Source organism: Streptomyces afghaniensis (assembly GCF_044327915.1).
Lineage (GTDB): Bacteria > Actinomycetota > Actinomycetes > Streptomycetales > Streptomycetaceae > Streptomyces > Streptomyces afghaniensis.
Map to the genome: position 1 here is coordinate 275,311 of NZ_JBIRGJ010000007.1, position 26,895 is coordinate 302,205.

23 protein-coding genes are annotated in these 26,895 nt (G+C 71.6%); 10 read left to right on the forward strand and 13 right to left on the reverse strand.

Features of this window, described 5'->3' with window-relative positions; genetic code table 11:
• Positions 1-17 precede the first annotated feature (17 nt).
• Both ACH4G3_RS27065 and ACH4G3_RS27070 read right to left on the reverse strand, forming a co-directional pair.
• Positions 18-1,355, reverse strand: coding sequence for an MFS transporter (locus ACH4G3_RS27065; protein ID WP_397626948.1), 1,338 nt, complete (start codon positions 1,353-1,355; stop codon positions 18-20).
• A complete protein-coding gene (locus tag ACH4G3_RS27070) occupies positions 1,352-1,984 on the reverse strand; it encodes a helix-turn-helix domain-containing protein (protein WP_397626949.1) in 633 nt (210 codons plus the stop codon). The genes ACH4G3_RS27065 and ACH4G3_RS27070 overlap by 4 nt, the downstream gene beginning before the upstream one ends.
• Positions 1,985-2,117: 133 nt before the next feature.
• Here ACH4G3_RS27070 and ACH4G3_RS27075 point away from each other — a divergent pair, with 133 nt between their 5' ends.
• Positions 2,118-2,714, forward strand: a complete 597-nt coding sequence (locus tag ACH4G3_RS27075; protein ID WP_397626950.1) for an RNA-binding S4 domain-containing protein — start codon at positions 2,118-2,120, stop codon at positions 2,712-2,714.
• 18 nt (positions 2,715-2,732) lie between these two features.
• Here ACH4G3_RS27075 and ACH4G3_RS27080 read toward each other — a convergent pair whose 3' ends face one another.
• Together ACH4G3_RS27080 and ACH4G3_RS27085 are read right to left on the reverse strand one after the other, a co-directional pair.
• Positions 2,733-3,197, reverse strand: a complete 465-nt coding sequence (locus ACH4G3_RS27080) for a DoxX family protein (RefSeq protein ID WP_397626951.1) — start codon at positions 3,195-3,197, stop codon at positions 2,733-2,735.
• Between the two features lie 157 nt (positions 3,198-3,354).
• Positions 3,355-4,059 carry a class I SAM-dependent methyltransferase gene (locus tag ACH4G3_RS27085; RefSeq protein ID WP_397626952.1) on the reverse strand — a complete coding sequence of 235 codons (705 nt, stop codon included), beginning with the start codon at positions 4,057-4,059 and terminating at the stop codon, positions 3,355-3,357.
• A 147-nt stretch (positions 4,060-4,206) separates the two neighbouring features.
• Here ACH4G3_RS27085 and ACH4G3_RS27090 point away from each other — a divergent pair, with 147 nt between their 5' ends.
• Positions 4,207-4,470 (forward strand): DUF6343 family protein, encoded by a 264-nt coding sequence (locus ACH4G3_RS27090; protein WP_397626953.1) that lies wholly within the window; start codon positions 4,207-4,209, stop codon positions 4,468-4,470.
• Between the two features lie 37 nt (positions 4,471-4,507).
• On the opposite strand, the gene ACH4G3_RS27095 is transcribed toward ACH4G3_RS27090, so the two are convergent.
• The 4 genes from ACH4G3_RS27095 to rpsA form a co-directional block, all read right to left on the reverse strand.
• Positions 4,508-4,888 carry a tetratricopeptide repeat protein gene (locus tag ACH4G3_RS27095; RefSeq protein WP_086604915.1) on the reverse strand — a complete coding sequence of 127 codons (381 nt, stop codon included), beginning with the start codon at positions 4,886-4,888 and terminating at the stop codon, positions 4,508-4,510.
• A gap of 50 nt (positions 4,889-4,938) precedes the next feature.
• On the reverse strand, positions 4,939-5,559 hold the full coding sequence (gene coaE, locus ACH4G3_RS27100; RefSeq protein WP_397626954.1) for a dephospho-CoA kinase: 621 nt from the start codon (positions 5,557-5,559) through the stop codon (positions 4,939-4,941).
• A 54-nt stretch (positions 5,560-5,613) separates the two neighbouring features.
• The gene (locus tag ACH4G3_RS27105; protein WP_397626955.1) at positions 5,614-6,552 is read right to left on the reverse strand and encodes a PAC2 family protein; all 939 of its coding nucleotides are present in this window, start codon (positions 6,550-6,552) and stop codon (positions 5,614-5,616) included.
• Between the two features lie 171 nt (positions 6,553-6,723).
• A complete protein-coding gene (gene rpsA, locus ACH4G3_RS27110) occupies positions 6,724-8,223 on the reverse strand; it encodes a 30S ribosomal protein S1 (protein ID WP_397626956.1) in 1,500 nt (499 codons plus the stop codon).
• Positions 8,224-8,537: 314 nt separating this feature from the next.
• Here rpsA and ACH4G3_RS27115 point away from each other — a divergent pair, with 314 nt between their 5' ends.
• Both ACH4G3_RS27115 and hrpB read left to right on the forward strand, forming a co-directional pair.
• Entirely contained in the window at positions 8,538-9,398 is an 861-nt protein-coding gene (locus tag ACH4G3_RS27115) for a class I SAM-dependent methyltransferase (protein WP_397626957.1), read from the forward strand.
• Positions 9,399-9,402: 4 nt separating this feature from the next.
• Positions 9,403-11,943 (forward strand): ATP-dependent helicase HrpB, encoded by a 2,541-nt coding sequence (gene hrpB / locus ACH4G3_RS27120; RefSeq protein ID WP_397626958.1) that lies wholly within the window; start codon positions 9,403-9,405, stop codon positions 11,941-11,943.
• A 12-nt stretch (positions 11,944-11,955) separates the two neighbouring features.
• On the opposite strand, the gene ACH4G3_RS27125 is transcribed toward hrpB, so the two are convergent.
• The 3 genes from ACH4G3_RS27125 to ACH4G3_RS27135 form a co-directional block, all read right to left on the reverse strand.
• Positions 11,956-12,948: a cell envelope lipid trafficking protein PgfA gene (locus ACH4G3_RS27125; protein ID WP_397626959.1), complete on the reverse strand. Its 993-nt coding sequence runs from the start codon at positions 12,946-12,948 to the stop codon at positions 11,956-11,958.
• Between the two features lie 25 nt (positions 12,949-12,973).
• Complete coding sequence (locus ACH4G3_RS27130) at positions 12,974-13,108, reverse strand: SPW_0924 family protein (RefSeq protein WP_397626960.1); 135 nt, start codon at positions 13,106-13,108, stop codon at positions 12,974-12,976.
• A 137-nt stretch (positions 13,109-13,245) separates the two neighbouring features.
• A complete protein-coding gene (locus ACH4G3_RS27135; protein ID WP_397626961.1) occupies positions 13,246-14,997 on the reverse strand; it encodes a lytic transglycosylase domain-containing protein in 1,752 nt (583 codons plus the stop codon).
• Between the two features lie 316 nt (positions 14,998-15,313).
• On the opposite strand from ACH4G3_RS27135, the gene ACH4G3_RS27140 reads away from it, so the two are divergent.
• Positions 15,314-16,177, forward strand: coding sequence for a DUF4184 family protein (locus ACH4G3_RS27140; RefSeq protein WP_397626962.1), 864 nt, complete (start codon positions 15,314-15,316; stop codon positions 16,175-16,177).
• Here ACH4G3_RS27140 and ACH4G3_RS27145 read toward each other — a convergent pair.
• Positions 16,089-16,685, reverse strand: coding sequence for a hypothetical protein (locus tag ACH4G3_RS27145; RefSeq protein WP_397626963.1), 597 nt, complete (start codon positions 16,683-16,685; stop codon positions 16,089-16,091). The genes ACH4G3_RS27140 and ACH4G3_RS27145 overlap by 89 nt on opposite strands.
• A 473-nt stretch (positions 16,686-17,158) precedes the next feature.
• On the reverse strand, positions 17,159-19,885 hold the full coding sequence (gene polA / locus ACH4G3_RS27150; RefSeq protein WP_397626964.1) for a DNA polymerase I: 2,727 nt from the start codon (positions 19,883-19,885) through the stop codon (positions 17,159-17,161).
• A 197-nt stretch (positions 19,886-20,082) separates the two neighbouring features.
• On the opposite strand from polA, the gene ACH4G3_RS27155 reads away from it, so the two are divergent.
• The 5 genes from ACH4G3_RS27155 (at position 20,083) to ACH4G3_RS27175 (ending at position 26,893) form a co-directional block, all read left to right on the forward strand.
• Positions 20,083-22,362, forward strand: coding sequence for an FdhF/YdeP family oxidoreductase (locus ACH4G3_RS27155; RefSeq protein WP_397626965.1), 2,280 nt, complete (start codon positions 20,083-20,085; stop codon positions 22,360-22,362).
• Between the two features lie 57 nt (positions 22,363-22,419).
• Positions 22,420-22,908 (forward strand): PaaI family thioesterase, encoded by a 489-nt coding sequence (locus tag ACH4G3_RS27160; RefSeq protein ID WP_397626966.1) that lies wholly within the window; start codon positions 22,420-22,422, stop codon positions 22,906-22,908.
• A 118-nt stretch (positions 22,909-23,026) separates the two neighbouring features.
• Positions 23,027-23,899, forward strand: a complete 873-nt coding sequence (locus tag ACH4G3_RS27165; protein WP_397626967.1) for a trypsin-like serine protease — start codon at positions 23,027-23,029, stop codon at positions 23,897-23,899.
• A 696-nt stretch (positions 23,900-24,595) separates the two neighbouring features.
• On the forward strand, positions 24,596-25,825 hold the full coding sequence (locus ACH4G3_RS27170; RefSeq protein WP_397626968.1) for a branched-chain amino acid ABC transporter substrate-binding protein: 1,230 nt from the start codon (positions 24,596-24,598) through the stop codon (positions 25,823-25,825).
• A gap of 138 nt (positions 25,826-25,963) precedes the next feature.
• Entirely contained in the window at positions 25,964-26,893 is a 930-nt protein-coding gene (locus ACH4G3_RS27175; protein WP_356923086.1) for a branched-chain amino acid ABC transporter permease, read from the forward strand.
• Positions 26,894-26,895: the final 2 nt, after the last annotated feature.

The window sequence follows — 26,895 nt, forward strand, 5'->3', positions numbered from 1 at the left end:
ACCGGGAGGCAGAAGGCTCAGGACAGGCCGGCACGCGATTCCGGGGTGATGGCCGTGTCCGGCGCGGACCGTGCCTCGACGCGGCGTGGCCAGAGCAGGGCACCGGACAACAGCACCGCACCGGTCAGCAGCCACGGCAGCGGGCCCGGCCGCAACGCGCCGACGACGAGGCCGGTGAGCGCGCCGACCAGTTGCAGGGCGAGGGACTGGACGGACAGGGCGGTGGCGCGGCCGGCGCTGGCCACGCGGCGGTGCAGCAGGTCGTTCTGGTTCGGGGACGCGGCGCCGATGCCGAGGTAGAGCAAGCAGAAGCCGACGACCGCGAGGGCCGTGGCGAGCGGGTGCGTGGTGGGCGCGGTGACACCGAGCAGCAGCATGCCGCCCGCGCCCGTCCCGAGACAGACCAGCACGGCCCGCTCGCCACTGCCCGCGATCCGGGCGGCGAGCGGCGCGAGGTGGCTGCCGACACCGTTGCAGACGAAGCCCGCGCAGGAGAGCGCGGCGTACACCATCGCTCCGGAGCCGGGCGCTCCGGTCAGCTCTACGGTGCGGCCCGGGATGAGCAGTTCGATGGTGGCCAGGGCGCAGCCCACGGCCGCGGCGGTGAGCAGGACCCGGCGGACCAGCGTGTCCCGGCCGCCCAGCCGCAGCCCGTCCAGGACGGTGACCGGGACGCCGCGCAGCACCGAACGCAGGGTGGCCGGCGGTCGCGGCGGCTCCCGCAGCACGGCCAGCACGTAGCAGACGAAGACGACCCTGACGGCAGCCGCCAGCAGGATGGGCACGGACAAGGGCAGTACCGCACCGGATGTCGCCTCGCTCAACCGGCCGCCGAGGTCGGGCCCGAGACCGAGCAGCCAGGGCAGGGCACCACCGAGCAGGATGCCGGCCGCGAGCGCGGCGGAGGTCGCGGAGCCGCCCCGGGCAAGGCCCGTGCGCAGCTCGGCGTCCCGGCCGGAGCGCTCCTGGACGGTGTCGACGTACCAGGCCTCGGCGGTGCCGCTGGCCAGGGCCCGGGCCACGCCCATGAGCACCATGCCGGCGGTGAGCACCCATGCGGTGGTACCGAGGCCGACCAGGACGCAGGCGACCACGTTGAGTACGCCGGCCGTGGCCAGGACCGGCCGGCGTCCGACGACGTCGGACAGCCCGCCCGTGGGCAGCTCCAGCGCGGCCACGGTCAGCGAGTGGGCGGCGAAGAGCCCCGCGACCGCGGCCAGGGACATGCCGCGGTCGCCGAACAGCAGGACCATCGAGGCCAATCCGAGGCCCGCCGGCAGCCATAAGAGCGCGCAGACGGTGACGTAGCGGCGGCGGACCGTCCGCAGCTCGGTCAGCTGGGTCAGCTCGGTCACGAGGCGTCCTCGCGGTCCGTCTCCTCGGGGTCCGTGTCCCTGCGGTCGTGCGGGGCGAGCGGCAGTCCGGCGGCGAGGAACAGGACGTTCTCGGCGCGGGGGTCGTCCGCGTCCCGGGCCGTCAGCTCCTCCAGCTTCCGGGCCACGGCGTCCCACAGCTCGGTGAGCGACTGGGCCGTCAGCCGGGGCATGAGGTCGCTGATCCCGGACGGCTCCACCCACTCCTGGCCGAACCGCCCGGCGGCCATGTCCGCCTCGTGCCGGGCGAGGGACGTCTCCAGGTGCTCCAGCTGCCGCCGCCGCGCCAGGCTGACGAAGGCACGGCCCGCCTCGGAGGACTCCATCGCCTCGTTGCTCCAGGACGTCACGGTGTGCCGGGCACGCCAGCGCCGCTCCCGCCCGTCGCGGTGCTCGGCCTCGGCGATGAACGCGTACTTCGCCAGCACCCGCAGGTGGTAACTGGTCGACGCCGACGACTCCCCCGTCCGCGCGGCGAGCTCACTGGCCGTGGCGGGCCCGTCCTGCCGCAGCAGCCCGAGCAGCTGGATGCGCAGGGGGTGGGTGAGGGCCTTCAGGGCGTCCGTGTCGTGCTCGGGGTCGAGTACGCGCTTGTGCTCGTCGCTGTCCATGCCGGGAGAGTAGGTCGCCACGGGCATTTACCAAAATAGTTTTTGCAAAACTTGCTTTGTGGAGACGCCTGGAGGCAGTTTCCCCGCCCGGACGGCCCGAAAACAGGTGACTCGAAGGACTAAGGTCGGGGACATGGCTTCTGAAGGCGCGGAGTACGACGGGGCGGGCGACACGAAGGCCGTGGACTCGAAGGCCACAGACCCGAAGGCCACGGACCCGAAGGCCATGGACCCGAAGATCGCGGCGGCCATCGCCGCTGCCGAGTCCGCCGGGCCGCAGAGCGGCCAGACCGTCCGCGTCGACAGCTGGATCTGGGCCGTACGCCTGGTCAAGACCCGTTCCCTGGGCGCCACCGCCTGCCGCGGCGGGCACGTCCGCGTCAACGGCGAACGTGTGAAGCCCGCCCACGCGGTACGCGTCGGCGACGAGGTACGCCTGCGGCACGAGGGCCGGGAGCGGGTCGTCGTCGTCACACGGCTGATCCGCAAGCGGGTCGGCGCCCCCGTGGCCGCCCAGTGCTACGTCGACAACTCGCCGCCGCCCCCGCCCCGCGAGGCCATCGCCCCGGCCGGCATCCGCGACCGCGGCGCGGGCCGCCCGACGAAGCGGGACCGCCGCGAAATGGAACGCCTGCGCGGCCTGGCCGGCCCCGGTCCAGGCCCCGCACCCGGCCCCGGCCCCGGCCCCGGCCCCGGCCCCGGTGGAGGGTCGCGCAAACCGAGGCCGTGAGCAGCGCACCTGGCACGGTCACGCCCGGAGCCGCAGCAGGCGCAGCAGTTCCGCGTTGTGCTTCCGCCGCGCCCAGGCGATGAGGACCAGCGGCACCAGCAGGATGATCGGCGTCGCCGCGTACTGCCCGTCCATGACGGCGATCTGGACGACGAACGCGCCCACCATCAGCGCGCCCAGCGCCATGGCCGCCACCGACTGGAGCGCGGGGATCAACAGGGCGACCGCTCCGGCCAGTTCGAGCACGCCGATGGTGTACATCCCCGCGTTGCCCCAGCCGAGCTTCTCGAACGACTCGGCAGCCGACGGGTGTGCGATCAGCTTGGGCACGGCGCTCGCGATCCCGAAGAAGAGGGCGAGCAGCACCTGGAGACCGCGCAGCGCGATCCGGGCACGCCGCCCGCGGGCGGTCGCGGACTCGGCGACGACGACACCGGCCGGGGCCGAGAGGGCGGCCGTGGCGGGAGCGTTGGTCTCGGACATGGTGGTCTCCCGGGGGAAGCGATCCGTGATGATGTCGCAGGGATAGACCGCCCCTCGTCCTGGAACTCATCGCCCTCCGGCGGATTTTCACCGACTCGAGCCGATCGAAGTGGGTCGGCCGCCCGGCCTCCCCCACCCGTACGACCTCTCACACACCTCAGCCGCCGCCTGGAACGTCCGGCACCGCCCGCACCCAGATCCGGTCCTCCGTCAGGTACTGGCCCACCTTCAGGCCCGTTTCCTCCAGCGCCTCCTCGAACTGCTCCCTGGTCAGCGGTCGTGCCCGGAACGTCTGGGTCCAGACCGCGTCCGGGAACTCGTACTCCGCGCGTACCGAGTTGACCCCGTCGCCGACTGGCTCCGACGACACGATCCGCACGGTGAATCCGCTGGGGTCCACCCGCTCGCGCGGCACGTTCGCGTGGTAGTCCTCGCCCTCCCGCTGGATCAGCACGGAGCCGCCCTCCGCAACGTGCCGCACACACGTGCGCAGCAGGCCCCGCCGCACATCGGCGTCCCCGGCGTGCACGAGGAACGACGCGAGCAGCACCACGTCGAACCTCTCGCCCAGGTCCAGGTCCTCGATCGGGCTGCATATCGTCCGCGCCCCGCGTACGCGCTCCAGCATCTCGGCGGACTCGTCCACCGCAGTCACCTCGAACCCGCGCTCCAGGAGGGCATGGGTCATGCGCCCGACGCCGCTGCCCAGCTCCAGGATGCGCGCGCCCACCGGCACGGCCGCCGCGATGATCTCCGGTTCGTCCCCGACGGGCAGCCGTGAGTAGAGCTCGACCGCGCAGCCGTCCGGGGTGATGGCCCCGGGTCCCGTCCCCTCGTACCCCTCACGCATTTTCAGCTCCATGCCCGCCCAACGGACCGCACCCGCACGCCCGTTCCCGTCCCCGCCGAGTTCACCCGCCCGAGTGAACGACGTCCCGCGCCGGCCCCGCTCCCCCGTTGGTCGGCGCCCGCGGCGAGGAGTACGTTGCAGAGAGGAGCGGAGATCGAGATGCGTACAGGCAGTGAACCGACGACCGCGCGCAGTGCCCTGCGGGCGCGCTTCTGGCTGAGCTTGTGGGGGCTGGTCTGGGCGCTCTTCGGGACGGTCGCCTTCACGCTCGCGGGGCGGACCGGCTGGGCCATCGCGTGTGGCGCGCTGCTGCTGGTCGTCACGATCGACCTCGTCATCGTCCTCAGGCACCTCCGCCAGGGCCCGCACTACCAGCCGGGCCCCGACATCCCGCCCTACCGTCCACCGCGAGATCATCCCTGAGGCGGACGGGTCCCCCGGGGCAGACCCGGAGGCCCGCTCACGAGTCGAAGCGCGCCGCCTTCAGGAACCGCGGGTTCGGATCCAGCGCGGCGGCCAGGCGGAAGTGGCGCTTGGCCTGGTCGGGGCGGTTCTGCCGCTCATATGTGCGAGCGAGCGCGAAGTGCGCGAAGGCGTTGTCCGGCTCGCGCTCCAGGACGATCGAGAACTCCAGCTCCGCCGGCCGCAGCTGCGCCGCCGCGAAGAAGGCACGGGCGCGCAGCAGCCGCGCGGCGGTGTTCTCCGGGTGCGCGGCGATGACTGCGTCGAGCAGCTTCACCGCGCCCCGCGGGTCCCGCGCCGCGAGCAGTTGCTCGGCGGCACGGAAGTCGATGACGTGCGTCTCCGGGGTACGTCCGGTCGAACCGCTGGTCTCGGGCACGGCAGAGTCCTTCCCTCACTGCAGGGGTTCAACGCCCCCGCGCGATGCCGCTATTCCTGTGCGGACGGCCGGGACGCCTGTGACCTGCGTGCCAGCTCGGCCCACACGTCCTTCACGCGGCGCTCCAGGTGCGCCAGCGGGACGTCGTTGTCGATGACGATGTCCGCGATCTCCCGGCGCTGCTCGCGTGTCGCCTGGGCGGCCATCCGCGCGCGTGCGTCCTCCTCGCTCATGCCGCGCAGCCGGACGAGGCGGTCGAGCTGGGTTTCCGGGCTCGCGTCGACGACGATCACGACGTCGTACAGCGGCGCCAGGCCGTTCTCCGTGAGGAGCGGGACGTCGTGCACGACGACCGCGTCCGCGGCGGCGGCCTCTTCGAGTTCGCGGGAGCGGGCGCCCACGAGGGGGTGCACGATCGAGTTGAGGGTGGCGAGCTTCGCCGCGTCGGCGAAGACGATGGAGCCGAGCCTGGGCCGGTCCAGGCTGCCGTCGGGCGCGAGCACATCCTCGCCGAAGGCCTCCACGACCGCGGCGAGCCCCGGGGTCCCGGGTGCGACGACCTCCCGCGCGATGCGGTCCGCGTCGATCAGCACGGCACCGCACTCGACGAGCAGCCGTGACACCTCACTCTTGCCGGCGCCGATACCGCCGGTCAGGCCCACCTTCAGCATGAGCCGAGCTTAGGCCCTGCCCGAGACAGGGCCCTGTCCAGGTCTCCCCGGGGCTCAGCTGTCGCCTTCTCTGTCTGCCAGGAACTTCTCGAACTCGCGGCCGATCTCGTCCGCCGAGGGGATGTCCACCGGCTCGGCGAGCATGTTGCCCCGGGTCTCGGCGCCCGCGACCGCGTCGTACTGGTGCTCAAGGCCCTCGACGAGCGCGGTGAGGTCCTCGTCGCCCTCGCGGATCTGCCGGTCGATCTCCGTCTGGGTGCGGTGGGCGTCCGAGCGCAGGGCGTGGGCGATGCCCGGCAGCACCAGTCCGGTCGCCGCCGTGATGGCCTCCAGGACCGTCAGGGCCGCGTCCGGGTACGGGGAGCGGGCGATGTAGTGCGGGACGTGAGCGGCGACGCCGAGGACGTCGTGCCCGGCCTGGAGCAGGCGGTACTCGACGAGCGACTCGGCGCTGCCGGGCACCTGCGCCTCCTCGAACGGGCTGCGGTGGCCCGGGACGAGGTCGGTGCGGTTGCCGTGCGGGGTCAGGCCGACGGGCCGGGTGTGCGGGACGCCCATCGGAATGCCGTGGAAGTTCACCGACAGGCGGACGCCGAGCCGCTCCACGATCTGCTTGACGGCCGCGGCGAAACGCTCCCACTCCACGTCCGGCTCGGGGCCGGACAGCAGCAGGAACGGCGCTCCCGTGGCGTCCTGGACCAGTCGCACCTCGATGGCGGGGTCCTCGTAGTCGCTCCAGCGGTCGCGCTTGAACGTCAGCAGCGGACGGCGGGCCCGGTAGTCCACGAGCCGGTCGTGGTCGAATCGGGCGACGACCTGGTGGGGCAGCGAGTCGAGCAGGCGGTCGACGATCTGGTCGCCCGTCTCGCCCGCGTCGATGTATCCGTCGAAGTGGTAGAGCATGACAAGACCGGCCGACTCCTGGGCCAGCGCCATGTCGACGACGGCCAGCCCCTTCGGCTCCCATGCGTACAAGCCCTGCGGATCTAGCACAGTGACCGCTCCTCCTCGTGTTCATACTCCACAACGCCGTTGCGGGCATGGGCATTCCCGGGAGCAGGAGAACATCGATCTTGGCGGCTGGGACAACGCCCTGACACACGCTGAGGGCCCGCACCTCGAAAGGTGCGGGCCCTCAGTCAGGAGCTACAGCTCAGTGGGCGTTCAGCTCTGCCCACCCGCCAGCTTCTCGCGGAGCGCGGCGAGCGCCTCGTCCGAGGCCAGCGCGCCGGAGTTGTCCGGGCCCTCGGAGGAGTACGAACCGCCACCACCGGACGCGGCCGGAGCGGCGGCCTCGCCACCACCCTCGGCAGCGGCCTTCTCGTCCGCCTCGCGGGACTTGATGACCTGCGCCTGGTGCTGCTCGAAGCGCTGCTGCGCCTCGGCGTACTGGCGCTCCCACTCCTCGCGCTGCTTCTCGTAGCCCTCGAGCCAGTCGTTGGTCTCGGGGTCGAAGCCCTCGGGGTAGATGTAGTTGCCCTGGTCGTCGTAGGACGCGGCCATGCCGTACAGGGTCGGGTCGAACTCGACCGCCGACGGGTCGGCACCGAAGGACTCGTTGGCCTGCTTCAGCGAGAGGCTGATGCGACGGCGCTCGAGGTCGATGTCGATGACCTTGACGAAGATCTCGTCGTTGACCTGGACGACCTGCTCCGGGATCTCCACGTGGCGCTCGGCCAGCTCGGAGATGTGGACCAGACCCTCGATGCCCTCGTCCACGCGGACGAACGCACCGAACGGAACCAGCTTCGTGACCTTGCCGGGCACGACCTGGCCGATCTGGTGGGTGCGGGCGAACTGCTGCCACGGGTCTTCCTGGGTCGCCTTCAGCGACAGGGAGACGCGCTCGCGGTCCATGTCGACGTCGAGGACCTCGACCGTGACCTCCTGGCCGACCTCGACGACCTCGGAGGGGTGGTCGATGTGCTTCCAGGACAGCTCGGAGACGTGAACCAGACCGTCGACGCCACCCAGGTCCACGAAGGCACCGAAGTTGACGATCGAGGAGACGACGCCGGAACGGACCTGACCCTTCTGGAGGGTCGTGAGGAACGTCTGGCGGACCTCGGACTGGGTCTGCTCCAGCCAGGCACGGCGGGACAGGACCACGTTGTTGCGGTTCTTGTCGAGCTCGATGATCTTGGCCTCGAGCTCCTTGCCCACGTAGGGCTGGAGGTCGCGAACGCGGCGCATCTCGACCAGGGAGGCCGGGAGGAAGCCACGGAGGCCGATGTCGAGGATGAGACCACCCTTGACGACCTCGATGACGGTACCGGTGACGATCCCGTCCTCTTCCTTGATCTTCTCGATGGTGCCCCAGGCACGCTCGTACTGGGCGCGCTTCTTCGAGAGGATCAGGCGGCCTTCCTTGTCCTCCTTCTGGAGAACAAGGGCCTCGATCTCGTCACCGACGGCGACGACCTCGTTCGGGTCGACGTCGTGCTTGATCGAGAGCTCGCGGCTCGGGATCACACCTTCGGTCTTGTAACCGATGTCGAGCAGGACCTCGTCCCGGTCGACCTTCACGATGACGCCGTCGACGATGTCGCCGTCGTTGAAGTACTTGATCGTCTCGTCGATCGCGGCGAGGAAGGCTTCCTCGTTACCGATGTCGTTGACCGCTACCTGCGGGGTGGTGGCGGTGGTCTCGGTGCTGCTCGTCATGTGGGAAAGGGCTCCGGTACGGACATTGAAGTCGTAGGTACTGCTACGCCGGGAGCCCGTTTCGCTCTGCAGAAGCCGGACAGCCAAGGAAGCGCCACACAAGATCGGTGGCGCCTCGACAACCGAGGGGACATACATACAGATGCGAGCGCAGCCTGCTACGTCTGAGGTGCGCAGGCCCGCAGCGCAACTTGTAGCATACGGGGGCAGCCGGGCAGGGTCAATGCGCGAAGCCGCCCACCCGGGGCGGAACACCGCATACCCGGCACAAGTCGTGTCGTCCGAGGCCACGCAGGGCGGGCGACGCCCCTTTCGTGCCACCTCCGGGACCGGCTGGACGGAAGAGTACGACGAGGGAGCCGATCATCCAAGAGCCCGAAGCGTCCGAACCCGAGGCCACCCGGCGTGTCGCGGGGGTCACGGAGAGTTCCCGCGCCAACCGTGGCTGGTGGGACCGCAACGCGGACGAGTACCAGACCGAGCACGGCACCTTCCTCGGCGACGACCGCTTCGTGTGGGGCCCCGAGGGTCTGGACGAGGTGGAGGCCGAGCTGCTCGGCCCGCCGGAGGAGCTGAAGGGCAAGGACGTCCTGGAGATCGGCGCGGGCGCGGCGCAGTGCTCCCGCTGGCTGGCCGGCCAGGGAGCCCGCCCGGTGGCCCTGGACATCTCGCACCGGCAGTTGCAGCACGCGCTGCGCATCGGCGGGCCCTTCCCCCTGGTGTGCGCCGACGCCGGCGCGCTGCCCTTCGCGGACGGCTCGTTCGACCTGGTCTGCTCGGCGTACGGGGCGCTGCCCTTCGTCGCCGATCCGCGCCTGGTGCTGCGGGAGGTGCGCCGGGTGCTGCGGCCCGGGGGCCGTCTGGTCTTCTCGGTGACGCACCCGATCCGCTGGGCGTTCCCGGACGAGCCGGGACCGGAGGGGCTGTCGGTGTCGGGTTCGTACTTCGACCGCACGCCCTACGTCGAGCAGGACGACGAGGGCCGTGCGGTCTACGTCGAGCACCACCGCACGATCGGCGACCGCGTCCGGGACGTGGTGGCCTCGGGCTTCCGGCTGGTGGACCTCGTGGAGCCGGAGTGGCCGGCCTGGAACACCTCCGAGTGGGGCGGCTGGTCGCCGCTGCGCGGGAACCTGATCCCGGGGACGGCGATCTTCGTGTGCGTACGAGACTGAGTGCGTGATCCGTTACGACGCCCTGGACGCCCTGCCCGTACGCGGTGCCCTGCCCGCCCTGGACGACGCCCTGGAGGGACACGGCACCGCCGTCCTCGTGGCGCCGCCCGGCACCGGCAAGACGACCCTGGTGCCGCTGGCTCTGGCGGGGCTGCTCGGGGAGGGGTCTCGGCGGCGGGTGGTCGTCGCCGAGCCGCGGCGGATCGCGGCACGGGCGGCGGCGCGGCGGATGGCGTGGCTGCTGGGCGAGAAGGTGGGCGAGAGCGTCGGCTACACCGTGCGCGGGGAACGCGTCGTCGGGCGGCACACGCGCGTGGAGGTCGTCACGACCGGCGTGCTGGTGCAGCGGCTGCAGCGGGACCAGGAGCTGGCCGGTGTCGATGTGGTGCTGCTCGACGAGTGCCACGAACGGCATCTGGACGCGGACACGGCGGCGGCGTTCCTGTGGGACGTACGGCAGACGCTCCGTCCGGAACTGCGGCTGGTGGCCGCCTCGGCGACGACCGACGCGCAGGGGTGGGCGGCGCTGCTGGGCGGCGCTGAGGTGGTCGAGGCCCGGGGGGCGGCGTATCCGGTGGAGGTCGTGTGGGCGCCGCCGGTGCGGCCCGTACGGCCGCCGCACGGGATGCGGGTCGATCCGGCGCTGCTGACGCATGTGGCGTCGGTGGTGCGGCGGGCACTGGCCGAGCGGGACGGGGACGTGCTGTGTTTCCTGCCGGGGGTGGGCGAGATCGCCCGGGTCGCCGGGCAGCTCGGGGGGCTCGGGGACGTCGAGGTGCTCCAGGTGCACGGGCGGGCGCCCGCGGCCGTCCAGGACGCCGTGCTGGCCGGCGGGGAACGGCGCCGGGTGGTGCTGGCCACGTCGGTGGCGGAGTCGTCGCTGACGGTTCCCGGTGTGCGCGTGGTCGTCGACTCGGGGCTGGCGCGGGAGCCTCGCGTCGACCACGCGCGCGGGCTGAGCGCGCTGACGACGGTACGGGCGTCACAGGCATCCGGGCGGCAGCGTGCGGGGCGAGCCGGGCGTGAGGCGCCGGGGGCGGTGTACCGGTGCTGGGCGGAGGCCGAGGACGCGCGTCTGCCGCGTTTTCCGTCGCCGGAGATAAAGGTGGCCGACCTGACCGCGTTCGCGCTTCAGGTGGCGTGCTGGGGGGATCCGGACGCGTCCGGGCTGGCGTTGCTGGATTCGCCGCCGGGTGGGGCGATGGCGGCGGCGCGGGATGTCCTGGCGGCGGTGGGGGCCGTCGACTCCGGCGGGCGGGCCACGGAGCGGGGTGCTGCGCTGGCTCGGCTGGGGTTGCATCCGCGGTTGGGGCGGGCGCTGCTGGACGGGTCCGGCCCGGTCGGGGCGGAGAGGGCCGCTGAGGTCATCGCGTTGCTCAGTGAGGAGCCTCCGCGGGAGTACGGGGATGATCTGGCGGGTGCGTTGCGTCGTGCCCGGCGTGGGAGTGACGCCTATTCCGGACGGTGGCGGGCGGAGGTCAGGCGACTGCGGGCCGTCGTTTCAGGCGTTACCCACCCACCCGCCCGAATCTCGCATCCAGAAGCACAGGTCGACGCGTGGGTGAACTCCTCGGAGGAGCACCAGGTCGGGCTCGTCGCCGCTCTCGCGTTTCCCGAGCGTGTCGCCAAGGCCGACGGTGGGTCGTATCTCATGGTGTCCGGGACTCGTGCCGAGGCCGGGGACGGGAGCGCGCTGCGCGGTTCCCCCTGGATCGCCGTCGCCGTGGCCGACCGGCCCGTCGGCAAGGGGCACGCGCGCGTGCAGCTCGGGGCTGTCGTCGACGAGGAGACGGCCCGGCTCGCGGCCGGCGCGTTGCTGGAGGAGCGGGACGAGGTCGGGTGGGACGGCGGGGACGTCGTGGCGCGGCGGGTGGAGCGGCTGGGGGCCGTGGAGCTGGCAGTGCGGCCGCTGAAGGACGCCGGCCCCGGGCTCGTACGCGACGCGCTGCTCGACGGGCTGCGGCGGGAGGGGTTCGGGGTGCTGCGGTGGTCGCCGGAGGCCGGTGTCCTGCGGCAGCGGCTGGCGTTTCTGCGGCTGCATCTCGGTGATCCGTGGCCCGACGTATCCGACGATGCGCTCCACGCGCGCGTGGAGGAGTGGCTGGAGCCGGAGCTGAGCCGGGCCCGGCGGCGGGCCGATCTGGCGCGGATCGACGCCGGGGAGGCGCTCGCGCGGCTGCTGCCCTGGGCCTCCGGGGAGGCCGGGCGGCTCGACGAGCTCGCCCCGGAGCGGATCACGGTGCCGAGCGGGTCGAGGATCCGCGTCGACTACTCCCGGCCCGAGCAGCCCGTACTGGCGGTGAAGTTGCAGGAGATGTTCGGACTCCAGGAGTCGCCACGGGTCGCCGGGGTGCCGTTGCTCGTGCATCTGCTGTCCCCGGCCGGGCGTCCGGCCGCCGTCACGGCCGACCTCGCCTCGTTCTGGAAGGACGGCTACAAGGCCGTGCGGGCGGAGCTGCGCGGGCGGTATCCGAAGCACCCGTGGCCCGAGGACCCGGCCGGGGCCGAGCCGACCCGGCACACCAGCGCCCGGCTCGGGCGCTGACCACCGTACGGCTCAGGCACTGACCGGTGACGGTTCCTCGGCCTCCGTGGGGGCCGGGCCGGACGGGCGGCGGCTGCGGGCCTCCAGGTACAGCGCGAGGGCCAGCAGGAGGACGCCGAGGGCCAGGGAGCCCCAGGGCAGGTAGGACGTCAGCAGCAGGAGGAGCAGGCGCTGGGACTTCACCAGGTCGACCGTGTGCGTGATGTAGTCCTCGCGCATCTTCACGTGCCCGGCGAACGCGGTCACCTTGTCGCGGTCGCCGAGGAGGGTGCCGCCGCGCAGTTCCTCCTTGTGGAGTTCCTCGCCGTAGACGGGGGCGCCGGTGAGGGGTTCGACCCAGAACTTGCGGACCGTGGTGTACCAGCGGGTCGTGCCCGTCCCGGCGACCGACTCGGGGGTCAGGCCCTCCACGGGCAGCGTCTTCGGGATCCGCACCTTGGTCCAGGGGATGGTCTGCTCGAAGTAGTAGACCTCCAGACCCCGGAAGTCCCGGGTGCCCTTGTAGTGGATGGGGGCGGTGACGCGGGCCTGGGCGTCGAAGTACTCGTAGTCCCGTTTCTCCGTGAGGAACGGCCATTTGAACTCGATGCCCTCGCGGCGCACCGGGTCGCCGTCGACCGTCTCGCCGGTGGCGTGGACGGGTTCCTGGGTGTGGGCGTCGAAGATGTAGCGCTCGGGGATCTTCGACACCATCTCGCCGTCGGGGCCGACGACGTAGGACAGGCCGTCCCAGACGACCACGTCACGGCCCGCCGACTCCTCGATCCGGTCGGAGGCCTCGACGTTGCCCTTGAGGGTCTGCACGATGGTGACCTTGGGGACCGTGCGGGCCCGCATCGTGCCGTAGTCGAGGAGGGTGGCGTTCTCCGCCTCCAGGACCATGTCCTGGTACTGGTGCGCGGGGACCTTGGCGAGGCGCGGGAAGGCGTACCAGCGCAGCAGCGGGGACAGTGCCGCGAAGAACACGGCGAGGGCGAGCAGGACCAGGCCGGCCTTGCGGCGCATCTCGGCCTCCCTCCCGGGCGGGCGGTCAGGGGTGTGCGGGCACCGTCGTCAGCAGCGGCTTCGGGGACGTCCCGCCCGAGGGGGTGCCGAGGGCGGTCAGCGTCAGGACCACGGCGAACGCGACGGCGAGACCGGTGGCGGCGGCGATGAGTACACGCATTCGGGGCCTCCCCACGGTTGAACTGATACACCGTCAGGTTTCTCGGCACCGTAGCAACGAGCGGCGGAGATGAGAACACGTTGCACACACAACGACGCCCCTCCTGAAAGAGGGGCGTCGTCCGTCGTACCTGAGAGCTACGCGCTCGGACTGGCCGAAGGGCTCGGCGAGGACGTCTCGGCGGCCGCCACGGTCAGTTCGACGGTGAGCGTCGCCCCGCCCTCGGTGTTGACGCGGAGCAGGAACGTGCCGGTGGTGTCGTCCGCGTAGAGCTTCGGCAGTTTCAGCAGGCCCTTCGCGTCCGTCTTCAGGCCCGTCAGGGTGCGCACGGCCTTGCCGTCGGCGTCCTTGAAGTAGGGGCCCTTGTCGTTGGCGGTCGGATCGTCCGCCGACCTGATCAGTGTGGCGGTGGCCGCGACGCCGTCCGCGACGGCGCCCTTGTACGTGGCCTTCACCTCGACCTGGTTGGCGAACTCGCCGCCCGGGGTGCACGTCAGCGCGGCGTCACCGGTACGGACGAGGGCGTCGGCGGCGCGTTCGGTGACGGTGGCCGTGTAGTCGAGGCCCGCGATCGTACGGCCCACGACGGTGGCCCGGACGGTGACGTCGCCCGTCTTCTCCCCCGCCTGGAGTGCGGGCGCGACGGCCACTCCGGAGCTGTTGGTGGCGACCGTGGCCACGCTCTCGCCGCCCGCGAACGTGGTGTCCGTTTCGCCGACGATCGTGAAGCGGACCCTGACCTTGGCGACGGCCTTGCCGGCCTTCGTCTCGGCGCGGGTGCTGATCCGCTTGGTGAACGCGTCGCCCGCCATCGCGGTGAGCTTGGCCGTCCCGGCGTCCTCCAGGTGGTGCACCGTGTCGGTGGGCGTGGGAGGCGCCGAGGGCGGCGCGCTCGGGGAGCCGGGCGGGGTGGTGGGCGGCTTCGGCGGAGTCGTCGTGCCGCCCCCGCCGGGCTTTTCGGGCCTGGGGCTGGGCTTGGGCTTGGGGCCGCCCGCAGCCGGCGCGCCGGGCGTGGAGGGCGTGGACGGCGTGGAGGGTGACGGGCTCGTTCCGGCGCCGTCGTCGCTGCGGTTGCCGGGCAGCGTGCCGGTGCCGTCGGGGACCTCGTGCGTGCCCTTGCGGTAGTACTCCAGCCACCGCATGACCAGGTTCAGGTACTCACGCGAGTTGTTGTAGCTGAGGATCGCGCGGTCGAGGTCGTTCTGGTCGGACAGGTCCCAGTTGTTGCGGCACAGGTAGTGGCCGGCGGCGAGCGCGGCGTCGTAGATGTTGTTGGGGTCCTTCTTGCCGTCGCCGTTGGCGTCGCGGCCCGCCCATGCCCAGGTGGACGGGATGAACTGCATGGGGCCGACGGCCTGGTCGTAGGTGCTGTTGCCGTCGTAGGCGCCCTTGTCGGTGTCCTTGATGAGGGCGAAGCCGTTGCCGTCGAGCTGCGGGCCGAGGATCGGCTTGATGGTGGTGCCGTCGGCGTTGACGCGGCCGCCGCGGGCCTGGCCCGACTCCACCCGGCCGATGGCCGCGAGGAGTTGCCACGGCAGGTTGCAGCCGGGCTTGGAGTCGCGCAGCGCGGCCTCGGCCTTCTTGTAGGCGTCGAGGACGGTCGCGGGGATGCCCGCCTCCGCGGTACCGGAGGGAGTGGGGCCCGGCCCCGTGCTCGGTGACGGGCTCGGGCTGTTGAGCGGCGGCAGATCCGTGTAGTACGGCGAGTTGCCGGTGGCGCTGCCGTCGGAGGCACTCGCGTCGGGTGAGGGTGTGGCGTCCGCGGCCGCCTGTCTGCCGTGGTCGTTCACGCCCGGAGCCTGGGAGGCGGACAGGGCCGCGACCGCAACCGCGGCCACGGCGGTGGTTGCCGCCCCCTTGCGCAGCCTCCTGCCGAATTGCGCCGCCATAGAGTGAACCCCTCCCGTGGACGCCCGAGCGCCCGTCTCTGTCTGTCGCGCGCTTGTGTTGCGTACGCGTACTTCTGTTGCGCTCGCTCTGTTGTGACGATCGACCGGCCCGAGTGGTTGCCCTCCACAGGCCCGTCTCCTGCCACCGGCACGGTGACCCTGGCGACCCTACGACAACTTCCTTTGCTCGGGCACCCGTTCGTGCCCGATTTTCACCAGTTGGTCAGGAGGCGAGCGCGGTGGGCGGCCCGGTGTTCGGCATCCCGCATACTGGGCCCTCCGATCGCCCTGGCAACGACCGTCACGAGGAGCCGAGTTGCCGTTCACGCTGAGCCACGCGGCAGCCGTACTGCCCGCCGTACGCACCGACGGCACCGGCCGGGGCCCGCTGGTGCCCGCCGTGCTCGTGGCGGGTTCCTTCGCGCCCGACATGACCTATTACGCGGCGAGTGTGGTGTCCGGGGCGATGGAGTTCGGCGACGTCACGCACTCGTTCCCGGGTGTCTTCACGGTCGATGTGCTCGTCGCCTGGGCGCTGGTGGGGCTGTGGCTGCTGGTGCGCGAACCGCTGGTGGCGCTGCTGCCGCGGGCCCGGCAGGGACGGGTCTCCGCGCTGGTGCGGTGCGGGACGCCACGCGCGCGCGTGCGGTCGTCGCTGGTGCTGCGGTGGTACGTGTCCGCGGTGCTCGGCGCGCTGACGCACGTCGTGTGGGACGCGTTCACGCACCTCGACCGGTGGGGGATGCGGCTGTTTCCGGTGCTGGGGCGGGAGGTGGCGGGCTCGCCGCTGTACTGGTACCTGCAGTACGGCGGTTCGGCGGTGGCCGCTGTCGTGATCGCCGTGTTCGTGGCGCGGGCCGTGCGGCGGGCGCCGGTGCGCGAGCCGGTGGGGGTCCCGGCGCTGTCGGTGCGGGACCGGTGGCTGGCCGGTGCGGTGATCGGCGGCTTCGCGCTGGTGGGGGCGGTACAGCGGGCGTCGCGGTGGTGGGCGTACTGGGGGTCTGACGCGAAACCGTGGGAGATCATTCCGACGGTGTGCTTCGGGGCGGGCGCGGGGCTCGTGCCCGCGCTGCTGCTGTACGCCGTGGGGGTCAGGGCGTGGCGTCCGGCTCCGGTCCCTGCCCCGGGCGGTCCTGGCCGCGTCGATGACGCGGAGCCGAGCCGGTCGGCCGCTCGCTGAGGGGCTCGGTCGTCGTGATGTACACGGTGATGGTGGTGGGCGCAGGGCGGCGGGGCCGGGGCAGCAGGGTGAGGACGAGCGTCAGGTAGCTGCGGGCCAGGTCCGCCCAAGGGCGGCCGGTCCTGCCCCGGCGATCGGCATGGCCCGGGTACTGGGCGGCCGGGGCCGGGCCGCCGGTGAGACCGAGGATGGCGGACACGTCGCCGGCGTCGGCGAGACCCGGGACGGCGGACACGGCACCGGCTCCCGTGACACCCGGGACGGCCGGGACGGCCGTCCCGTCGCCGGCGCCGGTGCGCCCGGTCGCGGCGGGCACCCCGGCGGCCGGCGTGGGGCCGGCCGGCCGCAGGCCGTCGGCCAGGCGCTGCCTGAGGTCCGCCGTCGTGCGGCGCAGTGCAGTGGTGAGACCGGCGGGGACGCGGACCGTGCTTGCGGCGACCGCGAACGGCGGGACCTGCGGGAGCGCCACGCCCGGGGCCGTGCGACGGAGGAGCATGCGTATACCCATGGCCGCATCCTTGCGACCGCCGGGGGCGGCGGCCCTTTCTCGGGGGCCACGCGAGTGACGGATCCGCGGGCGTTGCGCGGGCACACGAGGCGGGTGCCCCTGGCTCAGGCTCGGCCGGGGGGCACCCCGCGTCGTCTCCTCCGGGACCGCTCCGCGCAGCGCGCGGGACTGGTGCGCACACCGCTCCGGACTGGTGCGCACACCGCTCCGGACTGGTGCGCACACCGCTCCGGACTGGCGCGCACACCGCTCCGGGCTGGTGCGCAGCACCCCGGCCCTGGTGCGCGCAGCGCTCCGGCCTCTTTCGCAGCACCCCGGCCCTGGTGCACGCAGCACCCCGGCCCTGGTGCACGCAGCACCCCGGCCCTGGTGCGCACAGCACCCCGCCTGGTGCACGCAGCACCCCGCCTGGTGCACGCAGCACCCCGCCTGGTGCAGGCAGCGCTCCGGCCTGGTGCGCGCAGCACCCCGGACTAATGGGCCGCCGACTCCCAGTCCGGGCCCGCGCCCACCGAGACGCCCAGGGGGACGCGGAGGTGGACGGCGTTCGCCATCTCCCGGCGGACGAGTTCCTCGGCGGCGGCCCGCTCCCCGGGGGCGATCTCCAGCACGATTTCGTCGTGGACCTGGAGCAGCATGCGGGAGGCGAGTCCGGCGTCCTTCAGCGCGCTGTCCACCTTGAGCATGGCGATCTTGACGATGTCGGCCGCCGTGCCCTGGATGGGCGCGTTGAGGGCCATTCGCTCGGCCGCCTCACGGCGCTGACGGTTGTCGCTGTTGAGGTCAGGAAGGTAGCGGCGGCGTCCGAAGAGCGTCGCCGTGTAGCCCGTCGCCCGGGCCTCGTCGACCGCCCGGCGCAGATAGTCCCGCACGCCGCCGAACCGCTCGAAGTAGGCGTCCATCAGGGCGCGGGCCTCCGCCGCCTCGATGTTCAGCTGCTGGGACAGGCCGAAGGCCGAGAGGCCGTAGGCCAGGCCGTACGACATGGCCTTGATCTTGCGGCGCATCTCGGCGTCCACCGCGGTCGGCTCGACCGAGAAGACCTGTGAGGCGGCCGTGGTGTGCAGGTCCTCGCCGGAGGTGAACGCCTCGATCAGGCCCTCGTCCTCGGAGAGGTGGGCCATGACGCGCAGCTCGATCTGGCTGTAGTCGGCCGTCATCAGGGACTCGAAGCCCTCGCCGACGACGAAGCCGCGGCGGATCGCGCGGCCTTCGTCCGTGCGGACCGGGATGTTCTGGAGGTTCGGGTCGGTCGAGGACAGGCGGCCGGTGGCGGCGACCGTCTGGTTGAACGTGGTGTGGATGCGGCCGTCCGCGGCGATCGTCTTGATCAGGCCCTCGACGGTGACGCGGAGCTTGGCCTGCTCGCGGTGGCGGAGCATGATCACCGGCAGCTCGTTGTCCGTCTGCGTGGCGAGCCAGGCCAGCGCGTCGGCGTCCGTGGTGTAGCCGGTCTTCGTCCGCTTCGTCTTGGGCAGGGCCAGCTCGCCGAAGAGGACCTCCTGGAGCTGCTTGGGCGAGCCCAGGTTGAACTCGTGCCCGGCTGCCGCGTGGGCCTCCTTCACCGCCTGCTGGACGGCGCCGGCGAACATCTGCTCCATGGCCTCCAGGTGGGGCCGGTCGGCCGCGATGCCGTGCCGCTCCATCCGGGCGAGCAGCGCGGAGGTGGGCAGCTCCATGTCGCGCAGCAGGTCGGCGGCGCCGACCTCCTCCAGGCGGCTCTCGAAGGCCTCGCCCAGGTCGAGGACGGCGCGGGCCTGGATCATCAGGGCCTCGGCCTCGGCGCCCTCGTCCGCGCCGAAGGCGAGCTGGCCGTCGGCCGCGGCGGCGGGGACCAGCTCGCGGTGCAGGTACTCCAGGGACAGCGCGTCCAGGTCGAAGGAGCGGCGGCCCGGCTTGACCAGGTAGGCGGCGAGCGCGGTGTCCATGGTCACGCCCTCGACGCTCCAGCCGTGCTCGGCGAAGACCCGCATGGCGCCCTTGGCGTTGTGGAAGATCTTGGGCCGCCCGGCGTCGGCGAGCCAGGCCGCGAAGGCCCTCTCGTCGGCCTCGTCCAGCTGGGAGGGGTCGAACCAGGCGGCTGCTCCGCCGGGCGCGGCGAGCGCGACCTCGGCGACCGAGCCCGCACCGAGCGCCCAGGCGTCGACCGTGGCGACGCCGAGCTGTCCGGTGCCGTGCTCGGTGAGCCAGCCGGTCAGCTCGCCGGTGCCGAGCACCGTGCCGTCCAGCTGCACGCCGTCGGTGCTGATGGGGGTGGTCTCGGCCTCCTCGGCACCGGGGTCGACGGCGAAGAGCCGCTCGCGCAGCGAGGGGTTGCGGATCTCCAGGGTGTCCAGGACCATCGCGACGGCCTTGCGGTCGTACGCGGTCCGCTCCAGTTCGGTGACGCCCTTGGGGAGCTCGACCCGGCGCTCCAGTTCCGTGAGCCGGCGGTTGAGCTTGACCGCTTCCAGGTGGTCGCGGAGGTTCTGCCCGGCCTTGCCCTTGACCTCGTCCACGCGCTCGACGAGCTCCGCGAAGGAGCCGAACTGGTTGATCCACTTCGCGGCGGTCTTCTCGCCGACGCCGGGGATGCCGGGGAGGTTGTCCGAGGGGTCGCCGCGCAGGGCCGCGAAGTCGGGGTACTGCGCGGGCGTCAGCCCGTACTTCTCGAAGACCTTCTCCGGGGTGAAGCGGGTCAGCTCGGAGACGCCCTTGGTCGGGTACAGCACGGTCGTGTGCTCGCTGACCAGCTGGAAGGAGTCCCGGTCGCCGGTGACGATCAGCACCTCGAAGCCCTCGGCCTCGGCCTGCGTGGCGAGCGTGGCGATGACGTCGTCGGCCTCGAAGCCGTCGACCGCGAAGCGGGCGGCGCCCATCGCGTCGAGGAGCTCGCAGATCAGCTCGACCTGGCCCTTGAACTCGTCAGGGGTCTTGGAGCGGTTCGCCTTGTACTCCGTGAACTCCTGCGACCGCCAGGTCTTGCGGGAGACGTCGAAGGCGACCGCGAAGTGCGTGGGCGCCTCGTCGCGCAGCGTGTTGGCCAGCATCGACGCGAAGCCGTAGATCGCGTTCGTCGGCTGGCCCGTCGCGGTGGTGAAGTTCTCCGCGGGCAGCGCGAAGAACGCTCGGTAGGCCAGCGAGTGCCCGTCCATGAGCATCAGTCGCGGGCGGCTGCCGCCGGAGGTCTGGTCGGTCGTCTTCGATGCTGTCTCTGCCACGCCCCCGATCCTGCCACGCCCCACTGACACTCGGCCCCGCCCCCGAGGGCGCGTGCGCCCGGGACGGCCGTCGCCCCGGTCCGCCCGACGCGTGTGCTCGGGGCGGGCGGTCGCCCCAGCCCTCCCCTCACGCGATGTCACAGCAGCGTGCGAGGATCGGAGACGTACCTCACAGTGCAGTCGAAGGGGAGCGTGCGATGGCGACGAAGCCGCCCAAGAGTGATCCGGTTCAGGACGCGCCGCAGGTCGCCGGGCCGCAGCACGCGGCAGCGGGCCTCCCCGCGATCGGGCACACGTTGCGAGTCGCCCAGCAGCAGATGGGTGTGAAGCGCACGGCGCTGACGCTGCTGAGCGTGAACCAGAAGAATGGCTTCGACTGCCCGGGCTGTGCCTGGCCGGAGCCGGAGCACCGGCACAAGGCGGAGTTCTGCGAGAACGGCGCGAAGGCCGTCGCCGAGGAGGCCACGCTGCGCCGGGTCACGCCCGAGTTCTTCGCCGCGCACCCGGTCGCCGACCTGGCCGGCCGCAGCGGCTACTGGCTGGGCCAGCAGGGGCGCCTCACCCACCCCGTGTACCTCCCCGAGGGGGGCACGCACTACGAGCCGGTCACCTGGGAGCGCGCCTTCGACATCATCGCCGAGGAGATCGCCGCCCTCGGCTCCCCGGACGAGGCCGTCTTCTACACCTCCGGCCGCACCAGCAACGAGGCCGCGTTCCTCTACCAGCTCTTCGCCCGCGAGCTCGGCACGAACAACCTGCCCGACTGCTCGAACATGTGCCACGAGTCGTCCGGCTCGGCCCTGTCGGAGACGATCGGCATCGGCAAGGGCAGCGTCCTGCTGGAGGATCTGTACAAGGCCGACCTGATCATCGTCGCCGGCCAGAACCCGGGGACGAACCACCCGCGCATGCTGTCCGCCCTGGAGAAGGCCAAGGCCGACGGGGCGCGGATCATCAGCGTCAACCCGCTGCCCGAGGCGGGCCTGGAGCGTTTCAAGAACCCGCAGACCCCGCAGGGCATGCTCAAGGGCGCCGCGTTGACCGACCTGTTCCTGCAGATCCGCATCGGCGGCGACCAGGCCCTGTTCCGTCTGCTCAACAAGCTGATCGTCGAGACCGAGGGCGCGGTCGACGAGGCGTTCGTGCGGGAGCACACGCACGGCTACGAGGAGTTCACCGAGGCCGCCCGCGCCGCCGACTGGGACGAGACGCTCGCGGCGACAGGACTGACCCGGGAGGACATCGACAAGGCCCTCGGGATGATCCTCACCTCCGAGCGGACCATCGTCTGCTGGGCCATGGGTCTCACCCAGCACAAGCACTCGGTGCCGACGATCAAGGAAGTGGTCAACTTCCTTCTCCTGCGCGGCAACATCGGCCGCCCGGGTGCGGGCGTGTGCCCGGTGCGCGGCCACTCGAACGTGCAGGGCGACCGCACGATGGGCATCTTCGAGCGTCCCGCACCGGCGTTCCTGGACGCCCTGGAGAAGGAGTTCGGCTTCGCCCCGCCGCGCGAGCACGGCTACGACGTCGTACGCGCCATCCGCGCGCTGCGCGACGGCGAGGCGAAGGTCTTCTTCGCCATGGGCGGGAACTTCGTCTCCGCGTCCCCGGACACGGAGGTCACCGAGGCGGCCATGCGGCGGGCCCGGCTGACCGTGCACGTGTCGACGAAGCTGAACCGCTCGCACGCGGTCACGGGCGCGCGTGCCCTGATCCTCCCCACCCTCGGCCGCACCGAGCGCGATCTCCAGGGCAGCGGCGAGCAGTTCGTGACGGTCGAGGACTCGATGGGCATGGTGCACGCCTCCCGGGGCCGGCTGGAGCCCGCGAGCCGGCATCTGCTGTCCGAGCCGGCCATCGTCTGCCGCCTGGCCCGCCGGGTGCTGGGCGAGAACAGCGCCACGCCCTGGGAGGAGTTCGAGAAGGACTACGCGACGATCCGCGACCGCATCGCGCGCGTGATCCCCGGTTTCGAGGACTTCAACGCGCGCGCGGCCCGCCCCGGCGGCTTCACGCTCCCGCACGCCCCGCGCGACGAGCGCCGCTTCCCCACGGCCACCGGCAAGGCCAACTTCACGACCGCGCCCGTGGAGTACCCGGAGCTGCCCGAGGGCCGCCTGCTGCTCCAGACTCTGCGCTCGCACGACCAGTACAACACGACGATCTACGGCCTGGACGACCGTTACCGGGGCATCAAGAACGGCCGCCGGGTGGTGCTGGTCAACCCCGAGGACGCGCGGGCCCTGAAGCTGGCGGACGGTGACTACGTCGACCTGGTCAGCGAGTGGAAGGACGGCGTGGAGCGCAGGGCGCCCGGTTTCCGGGTCGTGCACTACCCGACGGCCCGGGGCTGCGCCGCCGCCTACTACCCGGAGACCAACGTGCTGGTGCCGCTGGATGCCACGGCGGACACCAGTAACACCCCGGCCAGCAAGTCCGTCGTGGTGCGTCTGGAACAATCGGCGACCGACTGAGCGTTTGCTCAGCCACAGTGGTAACCGCATGATCTGGACGAACGGAGACCGGGCCCCATGGGTGAGCAGCAGCATGTGAAATTCCCGCAAGAGGTCATCGACGAGTACGCCGCACTCGGCGTGGACCTCCTGGCCCTGTTCTCCGCCGGCCACCTCGGGACCCGGATGGGCGTCCAGATCAGCGAGGCGTCGGCGGACCGGGTCGTGGGGACGATGCCGGTGGAGGGCAACACCCAGCCCTACGGCCTGCTGCACGGCGGGGCCTCCGCGGTGCTGGCCGAGACACTCGGCTCGATCGGGTCGATGCTGCACGGCGGCAGCTCCAAGATCGCCGTGGGGGTCGACCTGAACTGCACCCACCACCGCGGGGCGCGCTCCGGCCTGGTCACCGGCGTGGCCACGCCCGTGCACCGGGGGCGCTCGACCGCCACGTACGAAATCGTCATCACGGACGAAAGCGACAAAAGGGTGTGCACGGCCCGGCTGACCTGCCTGCTGCGCGACGTGACCCCGGGCGACGAGCAGCTCATTCGCGCCGCGAGCTGACCGACGTAGGGAAAACCCTGGAGGGGCGGGCGCGCTCTTGTCGCGGCCGCCCCCGCGCGCTTCACTGACGCTCCACCCCCACAGGAGAAGACCCGTCCCACCCGTAGAAGGGTTTCTCTTGACCTCCGTACGTGCCTTCGCCGTCACCGCCGCGGCCGGTGCCGCCGTGCTCGCCACCGCGCTGCCGTCCTCCGCCATCAACTCCTACAACGCGACACCCGCCCCCGAACGCACCGAGGTCGGCGCGCTCGTGGCCACCTGGGACAACGACGGCGACCCCGCGACCCCCGACCGGGTCGACTGGGTCTGCTCCGGCACCATGATCGACGCGGACACCTTCCTGACGGCCGCGCACTGCACCTCCGACTGGCCCGACAACGTCCGGTTCTACGTGTCCCTGGACCAGGACGTGCAGTCCGGGCTCGACGCGGCGGCGAAGAAGTACCCGGGCGACCCGGCCGCGCAGGCCGCCGCCGTAGCCGTCCCGGGCACCGCCCACACGCACCCCGGCTATCCGGGGCCCGCCTCGGACACCCACGACATCGCGGTGATCGAACTGCCCGCCGCCAAGGTCAAGGCCCGCTGGAGCTTCACTCCGGCCACCCTGCCCACCGCCGACCAGCTCGGCAGACTCGGCCCGCAGGGGCTGAACGCCACCGACTGGCTCGTCGCCGGCTACGGCACCCAGGAGGCCGTCAACGGCCCCGGCGGCCAGACCCACCCCGGCGGCGGCGTCCGCATGAAGGCACCCGTCACCTTCAACGCCCTCAACGACTCCTGGGCCCGGCTGGCGATGACGGCGCCGCAGGGCAACGGAGGCGCCTGCTACGGCGACTCCGGCGGCCCCAACTTCGCCGTCATCGGCGGCAGGAGCATCCTTGCCGCCACCACCATCACCGGCGACACCCCCTGCTACGCGACCAACGTGACCTACCGCCTGGACACCCCCGGCGCCCGCGCCTTCCTGTCGCCGTTCACGAAGCTGCCGTAACCCCGCGCCGACGACCACCGGCCGCCCGGCACGACCACCGCCCCGCCGCCTCGGGTACCGCCCGAAGCGGCGGGGCACCGCCCTGTACGGGACCCGGCGAACCCGCCGACCCGGCGGAAGCGGACGGCGGTTACGACGTCATCGGCGACGACACGGCCCGCCCGACCGACCCTCGCCCTTACCGAAACCTCAACTTCCCCCGCGAAAAACCCGGGACGCCACCGTTGCAATAGCCGTTTCCATTTGCTCGGAACTCCCCCTCGACGCGGATGGAGGCGGATGGACGCGGACCAACCCTTTCTCTCTGTAACGCTCCGTAACGCGCGCGCAATACAACACCGCAGTTTCACCCTCGGCCGCGCCCGCCCCCGGGACCTTTCCGATCCGGTCCGCGCCGCCCGCGCCCCGGCAACCACGGCGACCCCAGCCGCGGCCAACCGGAAGTGCACGTTCTCAGAATGCGGACTTCGGAGAAAGCACACCAAACCCGCCGAGAGGGCCCACCGCCGAAGCCGGGCATCCATCACGTCATAACAAGAAAGTCACAAGCCGCCCCACGCCGCTGACCCTGCCTCCACACCGGGCTTAGAGTCACGGCCAGTCACCGCTCCATCGGGAGTTCGGTACCAGCGCGGCACTCACCCCCCGACCAGGGCGGGCCTGCCTGTGAAAGGACTGATTGTGCGACAGCGTTCCTTGGTGATTCTTACCTCCGTTCTTACGACCGGAGCTCTGACTCTCACCGCCTGCGGCTCCCGAGACGACAGCGGTGACAAGAGCGGAGACAGCGGCGACGGCACCACGCTGACCATCGGCGTCGACGCGCCCCTGTCCGGTGAGAACTCCACCACCGGCCTCGGCATTCAGTACGGCGCTCAGATCGCCGTCGACGACGCCAACAAGAACAACTGGGTCCCGGGCGTGAAATTCAAGCTCAGGGCCCTGGACGACAAGGCGCAGCCCGCCACCGGCCAGTCCAACGCCACCAGCCTCACCGGCGACAAGACCGTCGTCGGCGCCGTCGGCCCGCTGAACTCCGGCGTCGCCCAGACGATGCAGCAGGTGTTCGCCTCGGCCAACATGGTCCAGATCTCCCCCGCGAACACCGCCCCCGAGCTGACGCAGGGCAAGAACTGGCAGACGGACAAGAAGCGCCCGTTCAAGACGTACTTCCGCACCGCCACCACCGACGAACTCCAGGGCAGCTTCGCGGCCGGCTACGCGTACAACGGCCTCAAGAAGAAGAAGGCCTTCGTCGTCGACGACAAGCAGACCTACGGCGCCGGCCTCGCGAAGATCTTCAACGAGCAGTTCAAGAAGCTCGGCGGCAAGGTCGTGGCCACCGACCACGTCAACACCGGCGACAAGGACTTCGGCTCCCTCGTCACGAAGATCAAGAACTCCGGTGCCGACCTGCTCTACTACGGCGGCCAGTACGACGAGTCCGCGCTGATCACCAAGCAGCTCAAGGACGCCGGCGTCAAGATCCCGCTGTTCGGCGGCGACGGCATGTTCGCCTCCACCTACATCGAGGCCGCCGGCAAGTCCTCCGAGGGTGACCTCGTCACCGCGATCGGTGTCCCCGCCGACACCCTGCCCGCGGCCAAGCAGTTCATCCAGACGTACAAGGACAAGGGCTACAAGGGCGACTACGGCGCCTACGGCGCCTACGCCTACGACGCCACCACGGCCATCATCAAGGCCGTCAAGGCCGCGGCCGACGCCAACAACGGCAAGGTCCCCAGCGACATCAACGACCTGCGCTCCAAGGTCGTCGACGGCGTCCAGAAGTCCGACTTCGAAGGCCTCACCGGCAAGGTCTCCTTCGACCAGTACGGCGACACCACCAACAAGCAGCTGACGGTGTACCAGGTCGAGAAGGGTGCCTGGAAGGCCGTGGAGACCGGCACCGCCGACCTCCAGTAGTTCCGGCCCCCCAGTACGCAGCACCACGGGCCGCGCGGGAGGACGACCCCGACCGCGCGGCCCGTTTTCACACCCCCACAGCACGCGACCACGCACGCATCCAGTGCACACCACCACCAGCGACATGGAGGCCATGCGGTGAACACCCTGCCGCAGCAGCTGGCCAACGGGCTGCTTCTCGGCTCGATGTACGGGCTGATAGCCATCGGTTACACGATGGTGTACGGCATCGTCCAGCTCATCAACTTCGCGCACGGCGAGATCTTCATGACCGGAGCGTTCGGCGCCCTCACGGTCTACTTCTACATCCTCCCCGACGGCACCTCGATGGCCCTCGCCGTACCCCTGATGCTCATCGGCGGCGCCCTCGTGGCCATCCTCATCGCCGTAGGAGCGGAACGGTTCGCCTACCGGCCACTGCGCGGAGCACCACGACTGGCACCGCTCATCACGGCCATCGGCCTCTCCCTGGCACTCCAGGAGGTCGTGCGCAACTTCTACCCCGGCGCCGACCGCGCCCGCGCCTTCCCCGGCCTCGACGCCACCCACGACATCGGCTCCATCACCATCAAGGACGCCGACATCTTCCTCATCCTCGCCGCCGTCATCTGCATGGCCGCCCTCGCCTTCTTCGTGCGCCGCAGCCGCACCGGCCGCGCCATGCAGGCCACCGCGCAGGACCCCGACACCGCGCAGCTGATGGGCATCGACACCAACCGCATCATCGTCATCGCCTTCGCCATCGGCGGCTTCTTCGCCGCCGTCGCGGCCGTCGCCTACGGCCTCAAGTACGGCAACGTCGACTACCGCATGGGCTTCCTCATGGGCCTCAAGGCGTTCACCGCGGCCGTCCTCGGCGGCATCGGCAACATCTACGGCGCCATGCTCGGCGGCGTCGTCCTCGGCATCGCCGAGACCCTCGCCTCCGCCTACATCGACGAGATTCCCGGCATGTCGCAGCTCGGCGGCCAGAGCTGGGCCAACGTGTGGGCCTTCTGCCTCCTCATCCTCGTGCTCCTGTTCCGGCCCCAGGGCCTGCTCGGCGAGCGCGTCGCGGACAGGGCGTGATC